General features: G+C 54.5%; 14 protein-coding genes. 9 read left to right on the top strand and 5 right to left on the bottom strand.

What is annotated here, in order from left to right; translation table 11 throughout:
* Positions 1–6 precede the first annotated feature (6 nt).
* The 4 genes from BLP78_RS10675 to hemC are packed head-to-tail and all read right to left on the bottom strand — an operon-like array spanning position 7 to position 4,029.
* Entirely contained in the window at positions 7–1,218 is a 1,212-nt protein-coding gene (locus tag BLP78_RS10675) for a heme biosynthesis HemY N-terminal domain-containing protein (RefSeq protein ID WP_090459089.1), read from the bottom strand.
* Positions 1,215–2,264 carry a uroporphyrinogen-III C-methyltransferase gene (locus BLP78_RS10670; protein ID WP_090459087.1) on the bottom strand — a complete coding sequence of 350 codons (1,050 nt, stop codon included), beginning with the start codon at positions 2,262–2,264 and terminating at the stop codon, positions 1,215–1,217. Before BLP78_RS10670 ends, BLP78_RS10675 begins: the two co-directional genes overlap by 4 nt.
* On the bottom strand, positions 2,261–3,064 hold the full coding sequence (locus BLP78_RS10665; RefSeq protein WP_090459086.1) for a uroporphyrinogen-III synthase: 804 nt from the start codon (positions 3,062–3,064) through the stop codon (positions 2,261–2,263). Before BLP78_RS10665 ends, BLP78_RS10670 begins: the two co-directional genes overlap by 4 nt.
* A complete protein-coding gene (hemC, locus tag BLP78_RS10660; protein WP_090459084.1) occupies positions 3,061–4,029 on the bottom strand; it encodes a hydroxymethylbilane synthase in 969 nt (322 codons plus the stop codon). The genes BLP78_RS10665 and hemC overlap by 4 nt, the downstream gene beginning before the upstream one ends.
* Before the next feature lie 206 nt (positions 4,030–4,235).
* Here hemC and ppc point away from each other — a divergent pair, with 206 nt between their 5' ends.
* The 9 genes from ppc to BLP78_RS10615 all read left to right on the top strand — a co-directional run bounded on the left by ppc (position 4,236) and on the right by BLP78_RS10615 (position 14,455).
* Complete coding sequence (gene ppc / locus BLP78_RS10655) at positions 4,236–6,962, top strand: phosphoenolpyruvate carboxylase (protein WP_256330219.1); 2,727 nt, start codon at positions 4,236–4,238, stop codon at positions 6,960–6,962.
* A 177-nt stretch (positions 6,963–7,139) separates the two neighbouring features.
* Entirely contained in the window at positions 7,140–8,507 is a 1,368-nt protein-coding gene (gene miaB, locus BLP78_RS10650) for a tRNA (N6-isopentenyl adenosine(37)-C2)-methylthiotransferase MiaB (protein ID WP_090459079.1), read from the top strand.
* A gap of 121 nt (positions 8,508–8,628) precedes the next feature.
* The gene (locus tag BLP78_RS10645; RefSeq protein WP_090459077.1) at positions 8,629–9,606 is read left to right on the top strand and encodes a PhoH family protein; all 978 of its coding nucleotides are present in this window, start codon (positions 8,629–8,631) and stop codon (positions 9,604–9,606) included.
* On the top strand, positions 9,590–10,111 hold the full coding sequence (gene ybeY / locus BLP78_RS10640; protein WP_090459075.1) for an rRNA maturation RNase YbeY: 522 nt from the start codon (positions 9,590–9,592) through the stop codon (positions 10,109–10,111). Before BLP78_RS10645 ends, ybeY begins: the two co-directional genes overlap by 17 nt.
* Positions 10,112–10,188: 77 nt before the next feature.
* Positions 10,189–11,019 carry an HlyC/CorC family transporter gene (locus tag BLP78_RS10635; protein WP_090459073.1) on the top strand — a complete coding sequence of 277 codons (831 nt, stop codon included), beginning with the start codon at positions 10,189–10,191 and terminating at the stop codon, positions 11,017–11,019.
* A 64-nt stretch (positions 11,020–11,083) separates the two neighbouring features.
* Entirely contained in the window at positions 11,084–11,593 is a 510-nt protein-coding gene (locus BLP78_RS10630) for an inorganic diphosphatase (protein ID WP_090459072.1), read from the top strand.
* Positions 11,594–11,719: 126 nt separating this feature from the next.
* Positions 11,720–13,651 (top strand): ATP-binding cassette domain-containing protein, encoded by a 1,932-nt coding sequence (locus BLP78_RS10625; RefSeq protein WP_090459070.1) that lies wholly within the window; start codon positions 11,720–11,722, stop codon positions 13,649–13,651.
* Between the two features lie 119 nt (positions 13,652–13,770).
* On the top strand, positions 13,771–14,103 hold the full coding sequence (locus BLP78_RS10620; protein ID WP_025041804.1) for a c-type cytochrome: 333 nt from the start codon (positions 13,771–13,773) through the stop codon (positions 14,101–14,103).
* Between the two features lie 25 nt (positions 14,104–14,128).
* A complete protein-coding gene (locus BLP78_RS10615; RefSeq protein ID WP_090459069.1) occupies positions 14,129–14,455 on the top strand; it encodes a c-type cytochrome in 327 nt (108 codons plus the stop codon).
* A gap of 392 nt (positions 14,456–14,847) precedes the next feature.
* Here the strand turns inward: BLP78_RS10615 and BLP78_RS10610 are convergent, their stop codons facing one another.
* On the bottom strand, positions 14,848–15,276 hold the full coding sequence (locus BLP78_RS10610; RefSeq protein WP_090459067.1) for a DUF1841 family protein: 429 nt from the start codon (positions 15,274–15,276) through the stop codon (positions 14,848–14,850).
* Between the last annotated feature and the right edge of the window lie 372 nt (positions 15,277–15,648).

The raw sequence follows: 15,648 nt of genomic DNA, 5'->3' as shown, positions 1-15,648 counted from the left end.
TCCGTGTTACTCCTGCTCTAGCGCGTCCAGTCGCCACAATGCAAGTTCCAATCCCTTGCTGTAATGGTCCCTTGCCAGTTCGAGCCGTCCGAGTTTCTCGTTCAACTGCGCCAATGCAAGATGAGCGGGATAATCCGGGTCCACCGACAGGCTTGCCTCCAGATAGCTTTGCGCTTTGCCCCAAAGCTCGCAATAAACGCAAAGCTTGCCCAGCGCCAGCAGCAGGCGGGCGTCATTTGGATGAGATTCGAGCCACGCTTCGGCGTGCTCGATTTGGCTGATGGCGTCGCTTCCCAGACATTTCGCATATAATCCGGCTAATTCGGAATCCCACTGGGCATTTAAACTCTCCTCGATAATCTGATGAGCTGTGACACAATCGCCCATCGCTGCGTAGGCCCGCGCTGCGGCAGCAGCCAATTTGCTGTCTTTCTTGTCCGCCGAAGATATATTCTGCCAATATTCCTTCAGCGCCTGCGGATTCAACATCCTGCTTTTGAGACTTTCCATGCGCGCCTGCAGCCGTAGTTGCCTCATCACGGTCTTGTCAACGGCATTACGCTGGTCCAGTTGCCCGAGCAGATCCAGTACGGCGTCCCAATTTTTTGATCGCTGCTGCGCTCTCAGTTCCAGCCGCAACGCCGCAGTATGCTTGCCCGCCCCGATATGAGGAAGAGAATGCAATATTTTTAGCGCTTCTTCGGGCCGATGTTCATCCAGCAGCAACTCGGCTTGCGTCATTAGCAGCAAGGTTATTTCTTTCGGTGAGCTCGTTTTTGCCATTGCAATGAGCTCATCACGACGAGAATACTTTCTCAGCTCGTGCGCGGAACGGGCCGCAACCATTGCGTTAAGTGCACTGACGGAGGGAGGTTCTTTCAGTTCCAGAACGGCCGCTGAAGCTTTCTCAGCCTTGGCATAACGGCCTTCGAAGAAGGCCCGGAGCCCATCCAGCATCATCATTCGTGCTTTTTCGCGACGCCGGCGGAGACGAAATCCGCTCACTTCCGCTGGCAACCTGAAAGTAACGACAGCCAACCGCACTACGAAATAGGCGATAAAAAATATTACCAGCAGCAACGCAGCCAGTAAATTCAGCGATAGCTCGATGCGATAAGGCTGAGCCACTACCAGTACATAACCGCTGTTGTATCTGGCCGCAAGTGTTACCGCTACCGCAATCAGGAACAACGCCAGAAGCCAGAGCGCTCCCTTCATCTATTTCCCCGATCACGGGCGAGACGATAGTTGCGCACTGCGTCGAGACTCGCGGAAATACGAGGCAGCTCGATACCAATTTCACTTTCTCGCAACTGGTGCAGGGTTTCAAGCATATTGACGACAGACCTCGAGCTGTTGTCGTAATACCGGCCTATCCAGTCCATGGATGCATCAATATCAGCCTTGAAGCTCGTTCCATCGCGAGCCAGAAGCGCATGCCGCGCCGACAAAAGACGCAGCTTCAGGTTTTCCCTCAAAAAATAAGCTTGTGATGGCGATAGCAGGGCAATATCCGGCTTATCCATGTGCTGAATCCGTACCAAGCGCTTTATGTCCTCCCAGGCTTCGTGCAGGAACCGGAGCCACATGTTCTCGGTTACTGGAATCCGGGACTGGGCAGAATCGGGTTCGGGCGGGCGAAGTTCCATTGCCAATGGCAATGCATCGACCGAAGCGGCGAGATTGTCCAGGCGTATACTGACGCCCACCGTATCCACATATGGCGCCGCCTTGAGAAGATCCATATCCGTTGACAGAACCTTACGCAGGGAAGACAACTGCGGACGGTCAAGGCGCTGCAGCCGGGCGTCGGCCTCTTGCATCGCGATCAGGGCTGCTTTTACGTTACTTGCAAGCTGAAGCTGCTGATTGGCGATGAGCAGCAGTTGTTCCACTTCCTCCAGCGTTGCTTCATCGCGATTACGCGTAAGTTCCTGGTACAGCGCCTCAAGCGCCAACTGCTGGTTTTGCGATTCCGCGAGCCTTGATTCGAGCAAACCGAGCTTTGTTTCGGTCCGGCGTCCAGCCTCGGCCGCCTCCACTACAATATTGCGCGACTCTTTTCCCGAAGCATCGGCTTCGGCCAGCCGCTTCGCCAGCTCATGCTGCAATCCTCCGATCTGACTACGAGTGTCATACCACTGCAGCGCGATAATAGGCACTAGGATTATGACAAAAATCAAGAGCGGAGGGATGCGCAAGGCCAACCTCTTGCTCACTTCCCGAGGTTTTTCGGTCTTGTCGGATTGTTTTTCCGCGCTCATGGTTTTTCCGGACCGGGGATCTCTCTGGTAATTTCTGGCCGAAAATAATTCAGCAAACCCTCCAGCAATCCATCATCTCCAGCATTGGTTAGAACGACATGGGCGAACCCGAGATTTGCCGCGACTTGGGCTATACGCACATGAGAAACGAACAACGGCGTTTTCTTAAGCCATGCTTCGCCCGTTTCGCCCACCATTTCGCATAAATTGCGCAGCCCTTCGCTGCTGGTTATGGTAATCGCCTTCATCCTGGCATTTGCCCACGCGCTCAGCGACGGGGCAGTGTCCGGTTTCGGCATGACACGGCGGTAGCATTCCGCGTATTCGAGGACGGCGCCTCGCTTCAACAAACTTTCCGCAAGCAATTCACGCCCCTTGTCGCCGCGAAAAATTACGATACGCTTGCCTTGGGCCTGCCTCAAGAGCGGCAGATCAAGCATAGCCTCGCTATCGAAGCGCAAAGCCGGCGCGATTACCCCGGTGACGCCGAAGTGTCCCAGCTCCTTCGTAGTGCCCTGGCCAACAGCGACTATTTTTAACTTGACGGGCAGCGTCCGTTTCGCGCTGATGAGGCTCATCGCCTTGGCAACGGCGTTGGGGCTGATAAAAACTGCAATATCGAATTCATCGAGCCGATCGATCAAGTCCAGTAACGGATTCAGATTCGGGATATCGAGGATTTCGAGTACCGGAAACAAAACAGGATTACCGCCCGCCATGCGTATCCTGTCAGCAAGCTCGCCAGCCTGATGCGCCGGACGCGTAACCAGGATGTCGATCCCGGCCAGCGGTTTGGTCACGGATGACTCACGGGTTCAGTCGTTTGCGATGCGAGTGCCGTCAGGATTTCTTGCGCGCCGCGTGCCTTCAGATTCTGTGCCAGTTGTGCGCCCATTATGGTACCCGTCCCTGGATTACCGCTCAGTTCATCGCTTATCACGCGCGATCCATCCTGGCTGGCGACGAAACCGCGCAACCGCAGGACACCTCCATTGATTTCGGCAAAACCACCCAGCGGAACCTCGCAGCTTCCTCCCAAAGCACGGCTCATGGCGCGTTCCGCTTCAACGCACTGAGCGGTCGGAAGATGATGCAGAGGTTCCATCAATTTGATCAAGTCGGTTCGATCCGACCGGCATTCAATCCCCAAGGCGCCCTGCCCCACCGCCGGCAAACTCACTTCCGGACTTAGCAATGCAGTAATGCGATCAGCCAGCCCCAGCCGTTTTAAACCTGCAGCTGCGAGAATAATCGCCGCAAACTGTCCCTCATCGAGCTTGCGCAAGCGGGTCTGAACGTTACCGCGCAACGGCTGCACCTGCAAATGCGGAAAGCGCGCGCGCAACTGGCTTTCGCGCCGCAGGCTCGAAGTTCCCACCACGCTGCCCGGCGGGAGTGCGTCGAGACCGGCGTATTGATTGGAAACGAAAGCGTCGCGCGGATCTTCGCGTTCGGCAATAGCTGCCAGCGCATATCCGGCCGGCATGTCCATCGGCACATCTTTCATCGAATGCACGGCGATGTCCGCCCGGCGGTCCTCCAGCGCCTGTTCCAGTTCTTTTATGAACAACCCCTTGCCGCCGATCTTCGAGAGAGATATGTCAAGTATCTGATCCCCTCTGGTGGTCATCCCAAGTATCTCGCATTCTATTTGCGGGTATAATTTCGCCAGCCGTGCTTGAATAAAATGCGCCTGCCACAAGGCGAGAGCACTTTCACGGGTCGCGATAATGATTTGTGAGGGTATGGATGATGAATTAAGCATTATTATAACGGTGAGAAAATTAGGGAATTACTGCCAGCGTTTATTTTAGCATGCCGTGCTCCAAGCCGGATTGAAGTGCACCCGCCATCAGCTCGTATCTGCGTTCAAGAAGAGGTAGCGTTATGACATCCCTTGCTTCCCCGAGCGGAAGCCTTGAAAAAAATGACATCATCGATAATGACAGGCCCAAGGATGATCCCCTTCGCATGGATATCCGCCTGCTCGGCCGTATGTTGGGTGATACCCTGCGTGAGCAGGAAGGCGAACCCACCTTTGATCTGGTCGAGAATATTCGCCAGACCGCGATTCGATTCCGGCGGGAGCAGGACCTGGAGGCGCGGCACGAACTGGACGTGATGCTCAATCAGTTGAGCAACAAGGCGACGGAAGCGGTGGTTCGCGCATTCAGCCAGTTCTCGCAGCTTTCGAACATTGCCGAGGATATGCATCACAACCGCCGCCGCCGCAGCTATCTTCTCGACGGGTCGCCGCCGCAGGCAGGCAGCGTGGCACTTGCGCTGAAGAGGGTCATCTCCAGCGAAACGAATGGCATGGCCCTGGCCCGATTCTTTGATAAGGCACTGATTTCCCCGGTTTTGACTGCGCATCCGACTGAAGTGCAACGCCGAAGCATACTGGACTGTCACCTGGCCATTGCGCATCTTTTAAACGAGCGTGATCGAATGCAGCTTACGCCGGATGAACTACGCCATAACGAAGAGGAGTTGCGCTGTGCCATCCAGATATTATGGCAGACCCGTATCCTGCGTTCGGCGCGTCTCTCCGTTTATGACGAAATCAATAATGGTCTCGCCTATTATCACTATACTTTTCTCACCGAGGTACCGCGCCTGTATGCGGAAATGGAGGATTTGCTGGAAAGTGGAATGGGTGCGGACGCGCCCCGTATTCCCCCGTTTCTTCGCATCGGTAGCTGGATAGGCGGCGATCGCGACGGCAATCCTTTCGTCACCCATGAAGTCATGCTCCATGCGTCTGAGAGACAGTCGGCGCTGGCACTGGATTTTTATATGGGTGAAGTCCATCGGATAGGCCGTAGGTTAAGCCTGACCGAGCGCCTCGTGGATGTGGATGACGCCTTGGCGGCGTTGGCCGAGGCGTCTCCTGACCGAGCCCCCAGCCGTGCGGATGAGCCTTACCGCCGCGTATTGATCGGTATTTATGCGCGGCTCGCTGCTACCAGCCAGGGCCTTGGTCACGTAATCAGGCAGCGGCGACCGGTTGGACCCGCTGCACCCTACGCAAAAAGCGCGGAATTCATCAAGGATCTCGATATCGTCATTCAGTCGCTCAAGCAGCACAAATCCGAATTATTGGCGCGCGGCGATCTGCGTCACCTGCGGCGCGCAGCGGAGGTGTTCGGCTTTCATCTCGCGTCGCTGGACATGCGCCAGCATAGTGGCATACATGAGCAGGTCGTTGCGGAATTGCTCGGACATTGTGCACGTGACCGGAATTATTCCGAATTGACCGAGACGGAACGCGTGCAGTGGCTGCTGACCGAGATCAGCAGTCCTCGTCTCTTGCGCTCACCTTATCTGGAATACTCCGAACTTGCCCAGAGCGAACTGTGCATGGCTCAAACGGCAACGGAAATTCACCGGCGCTTTGGTCGTGCCGCGTTGCCAAATTATGTCATTTCCAAGACCGACGGCGTTTCCGACATACTGGAGGTCGCGCTGCTACTCAAGGAAGCAGGTCTTTTGCAACCCGGCGAAAAGCCGCGCCTGCATCTCAATATCGTTCCATTGTTCGAAACTATCGCGGACTTGCGCGGCTGTGGCGCCGTTATGGACGAGTTATTTTCGCTGCCGTATTACCGCAAGCTCCTGGATTCGCGCGGCAATGTACAAGAGGTGATGCTGGGTTATTCCGACAGCAACAAGGATGGTGGTTTTCTCGCGGCCAACTGGGAGCTTTACAAGGCTGAAACCGAGTTGACGAAAATTTTTGCCAGGCACAAGGTTGGACTGCGCCTTTTTCATGGGCGTGGCGGCACCGTTGGACGTGGCGGCGGCCCGAGCTATCAGGCAATACTAGCCCAGCCACCGGCGAGCGTGAATGGTCAGATACGCATCACCGAGCAAGGCGAAGTCATCGGCAGCAAATATGCCGACCCGGAAATCGGGCGGCGAAATCTTGAAACGTTGGTTGCCGCGACGCTTGAGGCTACATTGCTGAGCCGCGATCCTCTTGGTAAACGCGCCGCCGAGTATCACAATACCATGGAAATACTCGCGCACGATGCACTCACCGCTTATCGCAATCTTGTATACGAAACGCCGGGGTTCAAGCGCTATTTCCAGGAATCGACACCGATCAGGGAAATCGCCGGACTTAATATCGGCAGCCGTCCGCCATCACGCACCCAATCCGATCGGATAGAAGATTTGCGCGCGATACCCTGGACGTTCAGCTGGGGTGTCAATCGCGCCATGATTACAGGTTGGTACGGTTTTGGCACGGCGGTGGAAATGTTTGTCCAGCGCCAGGGCCGAGGCAAAAAAGGGCTGGGTTTTCTGCAGGAAATGCATAGTACCTGGCCATTCCTGCAGACCATGTTATCCAATATGGATATGGTGCTCGCCAAGACCGATATGGGCATTGCATCGCGTTATGCCGAGCTGGTTACCGATATCAACTTGCGTGAAGAAGTTTTTGGGCGCATACAGAAAGAATGGGATCTCAGCGTGAAGTGGCTTTTCGCAGTCACCGGCCGCACCGAGTTGCTGCAGGATAACCCTACACTTGCTCGCAGTATTCGTAATCGCACGCCGTATATCGATCCGCTCAACCATCTGCAGGTAGAACTGTTGCGGCGTTATCGTTCGGGCGACGCGACCGATGCCGTGAAGCGTGCGATACAACTCACTATCAATGGCGTGGCCGCAGGGCTGAGAAACAGCGGATAAGCTCATTTACGGCATTACCGGACTCCCGCAAATCATGTCCCGTGAAAACAGGGGTTGCCGCGCCGTATAAGCCTCACCCCGGCTTTGACGTGCTGAAACCCGTGTATTCGTTACGACTTCCGAACGGTCGCCGTACTGGATAGTTCGAACAATATTTCGGTAAGGTTGGAGATAGGTGTGGCTAAAAAACTTTATATCAAAACATTTGGCTGCCAGATGAACGAGTATGACTCGGACAAAATGGCGGACGTGCTGCATGACGCGCAAGGCATGGAAAAAACAGATGACCCCGCCGAGGCCGATGTGATCTTGTTCAATACCTGCTCGGTGCGGGAGAAAGCCCAGGAGAAGGTATTTCATGATCTGGGGCGCGTCAGGCATCTTAAAACCGCCAACCCGAATCTTCTCATCGGCGTGGGAGGATGTGTCGCCAGCCAGGAAGGCGCGGAAATAGTGAAGCGTGCGCCCTATGTGGACCTGGTATTTGGTCCGCAAACCCTGCACCGGTTGCCCCAGTTGATTTCTGCGCGTCAAGCCACGGGCCGCCCGCAGGTGGATATTTCTTTCCCCGAAATCGAAAAATTCGACCATCTGCCGCCAGCACGTACTGAAGGTGCAACCGCTTTCGTTTCTATTATGGAAGGCTGCAGCAAATATTGCAGTTTTTGCGTGGTGCCCTATACACGTGGCGAGGAAATCTCCCGCCCCCTGAGCAGCGTACTGGCGGAAATTGCAGGGCTGGCAAGTCGAGGCGTCAAGGAAGTGACGCTGCTCGGGCAGAACGTAAATGCTTACCGGGGCATCATCGAAAATGGGGAAGATGAAGAAGATGGCGAAGACCGGCAGATGGCCGATTTCGCGCTATTGCTTGAATATATCCATGACATTCCCGGCATCGAGCGCATCCGGTACACCACCTCTCATCCTAAAGAATTCACTGAACGGTTGATCCAGGCTTACGAAACTTTACCGAAATTGGTCAGTCACGTGCACCTGCCGGTTCAGTCCGGGTCAGACCGGATACTGGCGGCAATGAAGCGCGGCTATACTACGTTGGAATACAAATCCATCATCCGCCGCTTGCGTAGCGCCCGCCCCGATATTTCGCTTACCTCCGACTTCATCATAGGTTTTCCGGATGAAACCGAGGCGGATTTCGAAGCAACCATGAAGCTGATAGAAGAGACCCGCTTCGATGGTTCATTCAGCTTCATTTATAGTCCGCGCCCCGGCACTCCTGCGGCGTCCTTGCCGGACACTACGCCTTATGAGATCAAGCTTGAGCGATTGCAACGCTTGCAGGAAAAAGTCGAACAACAGGCGCGAACCATCAGTCAAAGCATGGTTGGCACGACTCAACGTATTCTGGTAGAAGGGCAATCCAAAAAAAATGCCGGCGAGCTTTGCGGGCGCACCGATAATAACCGCATGGTAAATTTTGCCGGTGACGCGACAAAGATCGGGCATTTTTTAAACGTCAAAATCTCTGCGGCCTTAGCGCACTCGTTGCGCGGCGAAATCGTGCAGCAAACCTACGGAACGTGAGTAAGATTTTCACGCGATGTCGACTTTGTGAGGCCCCGCAAGCTCCTGCCACCTTCACTCCTTGCAAAGTACGGCTGTCGCTGCCAGAATTAAGGCCTCGCTATCGCGTTTTAGAGTCTTTTTGAAACCCCAACCTGTCGAAATTTCTTTTTCCCCCGCTGATAACCAGCGTCTCGCCAACTTGTGCGGTGCGCTGGATGAGAATCTCAGGCAGATCGAAACGGTACTCGATGTCACCATTGCGCGCCGGGGGGAACACTTCAGCTTACGCGGCAAATCCGCCCAGACTTTGCTTGCCGCAGAAGCATTGCGAAATTTTTACAGCCATGCGCAACATCATCTGAGCATCGAGCAAATCCAGCTGGGCCTGATCGAAGCGATGAATCCTCATCATTCGAAAAAACTCGCCGCGACTACTGCTGTGAAAGAACCGACGGAATCCGCGCTGGTTACCCGCCGCAGCGATTTGCGCGGCCGGACGCCTCACCAGGTTGAATATCTGCAGCAAATCCAGACGCATGACATTACATTTTCGATCGGCCCGGCCGGAACGGGCAAGACCTATCTGGCCGTGGCAAGCGCGGTGGACGCGCTGGAGCGCGATATCGTAGCGCGTATCGTGCTGGTGCGGCCCGCGGTGGAAGCCGGCGAGCGCCTGGGTTTTCTGCCAGGCGACATGGCGCAGAAAGTGGATCCTTACCTACGGCCTCTCTATGATGCACTCTACGATCTGATGGGGTTTGATAAAACCAGCAAGCAGTTCGAGCGAAGTGCAATTGAAGTTGCGCCGCTGGCTTTCATGCGCGGGCGCACGTTGAACCAATCTTTTATCATACTTGATGAAGCGCAAAACACGACGCCAGAACAGATGAAGATGTTCCTGACTCGTATCGGCTTCGGCTCCAAGGCTGTGGTGACAGGCGATATTACTCAGATCGATCTGGCAAAACATCAGAAAAGTGGCCTGGTAGAGGCCCAGCAGGTCCTGAAAAAAGTGCGTGGTATTGCTTTTACGCATTTTGGCGCAGAGGATGTAGTGCGGCATCCGTTGGTGCAAAGAATTGTCAATGCCTATGAAAAATATGAAAAGGACAAGTAACCTTTCCCCGGCTCCCGCAACAGTCTCGCCCCGCGCAGTAAAGCTGAAATTAGCGACGCAATACGCCGCCCGTGCTGCGGACGTACCCTCTCGATCGGCGTTTCGCAAATGGATCAAAGCCGCATTGAAACACGATGCGGAGATCGGGCTGCGCGTCGTTGATGAAGCGGAGGGCCTTAGCCTCAACCGGAATTTTCGGGACAGGGATTATCCGACCAATGTCCTGACTTTTATTTACGATAATACCGGGCCGGGCGCGCAATTCCTGGCCGGAGATATCGTGCTGTGCGCGCCGGTAATCGAAAGAGAAGCGCGTGAGCAACATAAAAATCTGACAGCGCATTACGCACACCTCACTGTGCACGGCGTCTTGCATCTTCAGGGCTACGATCATGAAAGTGATGATGAAGCAGCGGCAATGGAGCAGATGGAGGCCGAAATTGTCGAAAGACTGGGATATGAAAATCCTTACAGGGAATCTTCGGGCACCGCTGAAGAATGTTGATTATGAGTGGGACCGTATGTTCTTGTCGGCATCTTCCACAGTTTATTTATTTCTTGTAAACGAGCTGGCAAACACATATGGATGACCCCCCCAAAACGGCTTTACTCGAGCGCGTCAGCGCCTGGCTTTTGCGCAAGCCGGGGGATCGCGAACAACTGATTGCGTTATTGCATTCTGCTTATGAACGCAACTTATTCGATTCGGATGCCCTGAGCATGATCGAGGGGGTGATACAGGTATCCGAAATGCAGGCCCGCGATATCATGGTTCCGCGTTCGCAAATGAGTGTGATCGATATCAGTGAAACGCCGGACAAGTTCATCCCGCTGGTTATCGAGACTGCGCACTCGCGCTTTCCTGTCACCGAAAACGATAAAAATAATGTCATCGGTATATTACTGGCGAAAGATCTATTGCGTTACTTTGCCGGAGAAGAAGAATTTGATGTACGCGATATGCTGCGGCCGGTCGTTTTTATCCCTGAATCCAAGCGGCTCAATGTGTTGCTCAAGGATTTTCGGAGTAATCGCAATCATATAGCCATCGTAGTGGATGAGTATGGCGGCGTCGCGGGGTTGGTGACTATCGAAGACGTGCTGGAGCAAATCGTTGGTGACATTGAGGATGAACATGATTTCGACGAGGCCGAAGACAACATCGTGCAGGATCCGGGCGGCCATTACCGTGTCAAGGCCATTACCGAAATCGACGATTTTAATGAAAGGCTCGGAGCCGAGTTGAGTGACGTGGACTACGACACCATCGGGGGTCTGGTACTGCATAAATTTGGCCGGTTGCCGAAACGAGGTGAAGAGGTGTCTGTCGGCACTTTCAGGTTTATCGTATTGCGCGCCGATAGCCGCCGGTTGTATACGCTGCTGGTCGAAAAGGATGAGACCGGGCAGTGAGACCCTGCAAAAAAAATCGAGGAGGGGCTGGATCAAAAGCGGACTTCAAGATGATGGATAAATAATGTCCACCCTGGACAGAGCAGGACTTCGAAGCGTTCCGGCGCTGACTGAACCGCCCGTGGTGGAAGTGGTGATTGAAGTTCCGCGAGGCAGCTTCCTTAAACGCGGATCCAATGGTAGAGTCGACTTTATCTCGCCCGTGCCATGTCCGTTCAACTATGGCTCCGTACCAGGTTACATCGGCCTCGACGGCGACCTTCTGGATGCGCTGGTACTCGGCCCGCGCCTGTCGTTGGGTACGAGGATACGCGTCAAAGCCTGGGGAGCCGTGATCATGACTGATGGCGGGTTCATCGACGACAAGCTTGTCTGTAGCGATGTCTGTCCGGATGCGGTGCAACGTCAGGAAATACTGAAATTTTTCTACTTCTATGCAAAATGCAAGGGCGTGCTGAATATCTGGCGGGGCCGGGCAGGGCGCAACGCATGTGAGGGTTGGTGCGAGGCGATTCAGGCGCTCGGACGCGCGCGGCAGCGAGATGATTTATTAAACCAGCCGCCGTTCGATTGATCACCCGCATCGTTCTCGCGCCCGGCAAATCCGCATTGATCAGAATGGCGGATTCTTTGCCAAATTTCACCAAGCGTGCCAGAATTGCGCCCCTTATCAATCAAGCTGAAGTAACTTTCCCTGCCCATGCCTCTCCTCACTCTTGAAAGAGCCTGCCTCGCCTTTGGCCATCACACGTTGCTTGATCAAGTAGACTTGCAGCTTGATACCGGCGAGCGTATCGGGCTGATCGGCAGAAATGGCGGGGGGAAATCGAGTTTACTGCGCATCATCGCAGGCGAAATCAAGCCGGACGACGGCAGGATCTGGCGCACCCCCGGATTGAAACTGGCCTATGTGCCGCAGGAACCGGAACTGGATCCCGCCCTTACGGTATTCGAGGAAGTATCGAAGGGATTGGGAAAGGTCAGCCAGGTACTGCTTCATTATCATGAAGCGTCTCATCTCCTGAGCGACGGCACGGGAGACACCGAGGCACTTCTTTCTCGCCTGCAGGACTTGCAAGCCGAAGTGGAAGCCCAGGATGGATGGCGCATCCAGGCCAGAGTGGAAACCGCTATCGACAAGCTTGATCTTCCCCCCGACGCTTTGGTGGGACAACTCTCTGGCGGACAAAAAAAGCGGGTCGCGCTGGCTCGCGCGCTGGTGGTATCTCCGGACGTGCTGCTATTGGATGAGCCGACCAACCACCTGGACTTTTCCTCTATCGAGTGGCTGGAAGGGTTGCTGAAGGACTTTGCCGGAAGCGTGCTGTTCATTACACACGACCGCCGCTTTCTGAATAATGTGGCGACGAGGATTGTCGAGCTCGACCGTGGGAAGTTGGCAAGCTTCCCCGGCGATTTTGCCGAGTACCAGCGAAAAAAATTGGAGATGCTGGAAGTTGAAGCCGTCCACAATCAAAAATTCGATAAAGTGCTGGCGCAGGAAGAGGTCTGGATACGAAAGGGGATTCAGGCGCGCCGTACGCGTAACGAAGGCAGGGTGAGACGGTTGGAAGCGCTAAGAATAGAGCGTGCCGATCGGCGTGAAAAGATGGGGACGGTCAATCTCAACGTCGATGAAGGCGCCAAGTCCGGACGTATGGTGGCTGAGTTGGAACATGTCAGCAAAAGATATGGCGACAAAACCATCATAGACGACTTTTCCTGCCGGATCATGCGCGGCGATCGCGTGGGGTTGCTGGGACCCAATGGCGCGGGCAAGTCCACCTTGCTAAAGCTGATACTGGGCGAGTTACCGCCGGATAGCGGCGATATCCGGCTGGGTACCAAGCTTGAGGTAGCCTACTTTGACCAGTTGCGCGAACAACTGGATGAGGAGGCAACCCTGATAGACACGATCAGCCAGGGTTCGGATTTTATCGATATTGGCGAGACGCGCAAGCACGTCATCAGCTATCTGGAAGATTTCCTGTTTGCGCCGCAGCGGGCGCGTTCTCCGGTAAAGTCTCTTTCGGGCGGTGAGCGCAACCGGCTATTGCTGGCGCGTTTGTTCACCCGCCCCGCCAACGTCCTGGTCCTTGACGAACCAACCAACGATCTGGATATCGAAACGCTGGAACTACTGGAGTCGCTGCTGCAAAACTATTCGGGCACGCTGTTTCTCGTCAGCCATGACCGGGAATTTCTCGACAACGTCGTTACCCAGGTTATCGCCTTCGAAGGTAATGGCATCCTGCGGGAATATGTCGGGGGCTATGAAGATTGGGTACGGGCAAAGGAGTATCGGAAAGCGGCGGAAAAGGAACAGACGGCAAAATCACAACAGACGGCTCCGCTCAAGGCGCGCGAGGTACGCGAATCGCCTACCCGGATTAAGCTGGATTACAAGGAAATCCGCGAACTCGATGAGCTGCCTCAAAAGATCGAGCTGCTGGAGCGGGAACAGGCTGCCATCACCCGCCAACTGGGTACTGCGGATTTTTATCTCAATCAACCGGAAAAAGCGCGGGCCTTGCATGAACGTTTTGTTGGGATTGAAGAAGAGCTTATGAGTTGTCTCGCCCGATGGGAGGAACTTGATGCAAAACGCCGGGTAAACGGTCAGAAATCATAACGATAATTTCATAACATATATCCCTATTCGATATATGTTATTGTTTTATAGATTTATTGATTGACCAGGAATGACACATCGTTTAGAGTCGCTCTTTTTGTAAAGAGGGGGCACTGATAATGAAAAGACCAGCAATAATAAGTTTATTTGCGTGGGGCTTGCTTCTGGCAGTCACCGGTACGGCCCAGGCAGCGGGTGATCCGGCTGCAGGCAAGCAGAAGAATACCATGTGTATCGGCTGTCATGGAATAGAAGGATACCGGACATCTTACCCGACGGTATATAACGTCCCGAGAATTGGCGGCCAGCATGCCGAGTACCTGGTCAAAGCGCTGCAGGCGTATAAAACGGATGCCCGTAGCCACCCCAGCATGAAGGCGATTGCCGCCCAGCTATCCGAACAGGATATGGAAGATCTGGCAGCCTATTACGCTGGCGCCAGCGGAAAATAATTACTCATCACGCAAGGAAAGCCTCATGAAAAATTTCGTTATTGCCGCGGCGAGCGGCGCGCTGCTGCTGATTTCCAGCCAGGGAATGGCGGCCAATATTGAAGCTGGCAAGAAAAAAGCGGCAGAAGTTTGCGCTGCGTGCCACGGTCCGGACGGCAATAGTCCCGCACCTGCTTTTCCGAAGCTGAACGGACAGCATGCAAGTTATCTGGAGAAAACGCTGACCGAATATAAGTCGGGTGCGCGCCAGGACCCCATCATGGCTGGCATGGCTGCCGCCCTGAGCAAGGAAGACATTGAAAATGTGTCAGCTTATTTTGCAAGTCAATCCGGTCTGAAAACCAAATATTGATTCAGGAACTTCTGAATAAGCCCTATGCGGGCATGATTGTGGTCCAATGGATGTAGGGATGGGTTGAGGGAAACGAGACGGATAGCGCGCGAACGCAGCGCAGAATAGTATTTTCCCGAAGAAGGTGCACGGCCTCGGCGTAGGGAGCAGGCGCGAGGGATGGTCGTGGACCTCGGTACTGTCCCGACGCTCCCTTCGGAGCACCCTGTGCGCAACGCTTGGGCACCGTCCCCATCGGTTTTCAATCCAGTAGCGCCGGTCCTTCCTCGGAGGACATACGCAGCACTCACCCCAAAAGGGGCTTGTTCAGAAGGCGCAGGCGGACTGGAAGCCAGTGGCCTGCTACTCGGAGTCCAGATAAACAGGACGGGTAGCGTCACTTCGAATAAAGATCAATTCCGCCACCGGTCCAGGCATTCAAAGTAAACCGAGGCGTCAAACGCCGATTGGTTGCGCTGTGCCTGCCAAATCATTTCCGCAAGACATTCCATGACTTGGTGCGCGGCATCGTGCTCGTTGCCGGTTAGCTTCAGTAGACGTTCAAATCGCTTGCGAATACCGACGGGCTGGTCTATTGAGAGCTGCTCCCCGATGGCAATATGCATGCCCATATGCAAAAATGGATTGGTATCGCCCATTTCGGGCAGATAATCCTTGTCCTGGTAGCGTCCTGGATCATCAAGCATGGCGTGGTACTCCGGATGCAGCAGGATCACTTCAATCGCCATGTTTTCCATGTCGGAAAGTATCTCTCTCTGCCGATACTTGCGCCAGGTGTCAAAGAAAAACTGGCGCGCCTCTTCCCTCGAAGGATTAAACATCCAGGTTGTAACCGAGCGGACTCATTTTTCTCAAAGCTGTTTTCCTTTAACCTAAATCCGGTAGTTGACCGCTCATTTGATAGATCAGTGTAGTGATTAATAACAATATTTCATATTATATGAGGCTCACCTTCCGGGTGAGGGCGCTACGGGGTGAATTGCACAGTTTTTGCGGCACATGGCTGCGTTGCAACTCCTTGGAATGGAACGGCGCCCCGAAGCGTCGCCCGAGGGGCCCCGCGAAGCGGGGATCGGGCAGTGCAGGGGATGCCGCGATCGCGCTCCACACGCAAGGGGGCGCTCGCATCCCGCTTCGGGGTCGCACCTTCCTGCGGAAGGCACTGCTCCGCCCTGCGCGGTCGCATTCCGCGT

The sequence above is a fragment of the Nitrosospira sp. Nsp1 genome (assembly GCF_900100985.1).
Classification (GTDB): domain Bacteria; phylum Pseudomonadota; class Gammaproteobacteria; order Burkholderiales; family Nitrosomonadaceae; genus Nitrosospira.
This window is presented reverse-complemented; position numbering and strand designations above follow the sequence as displayed.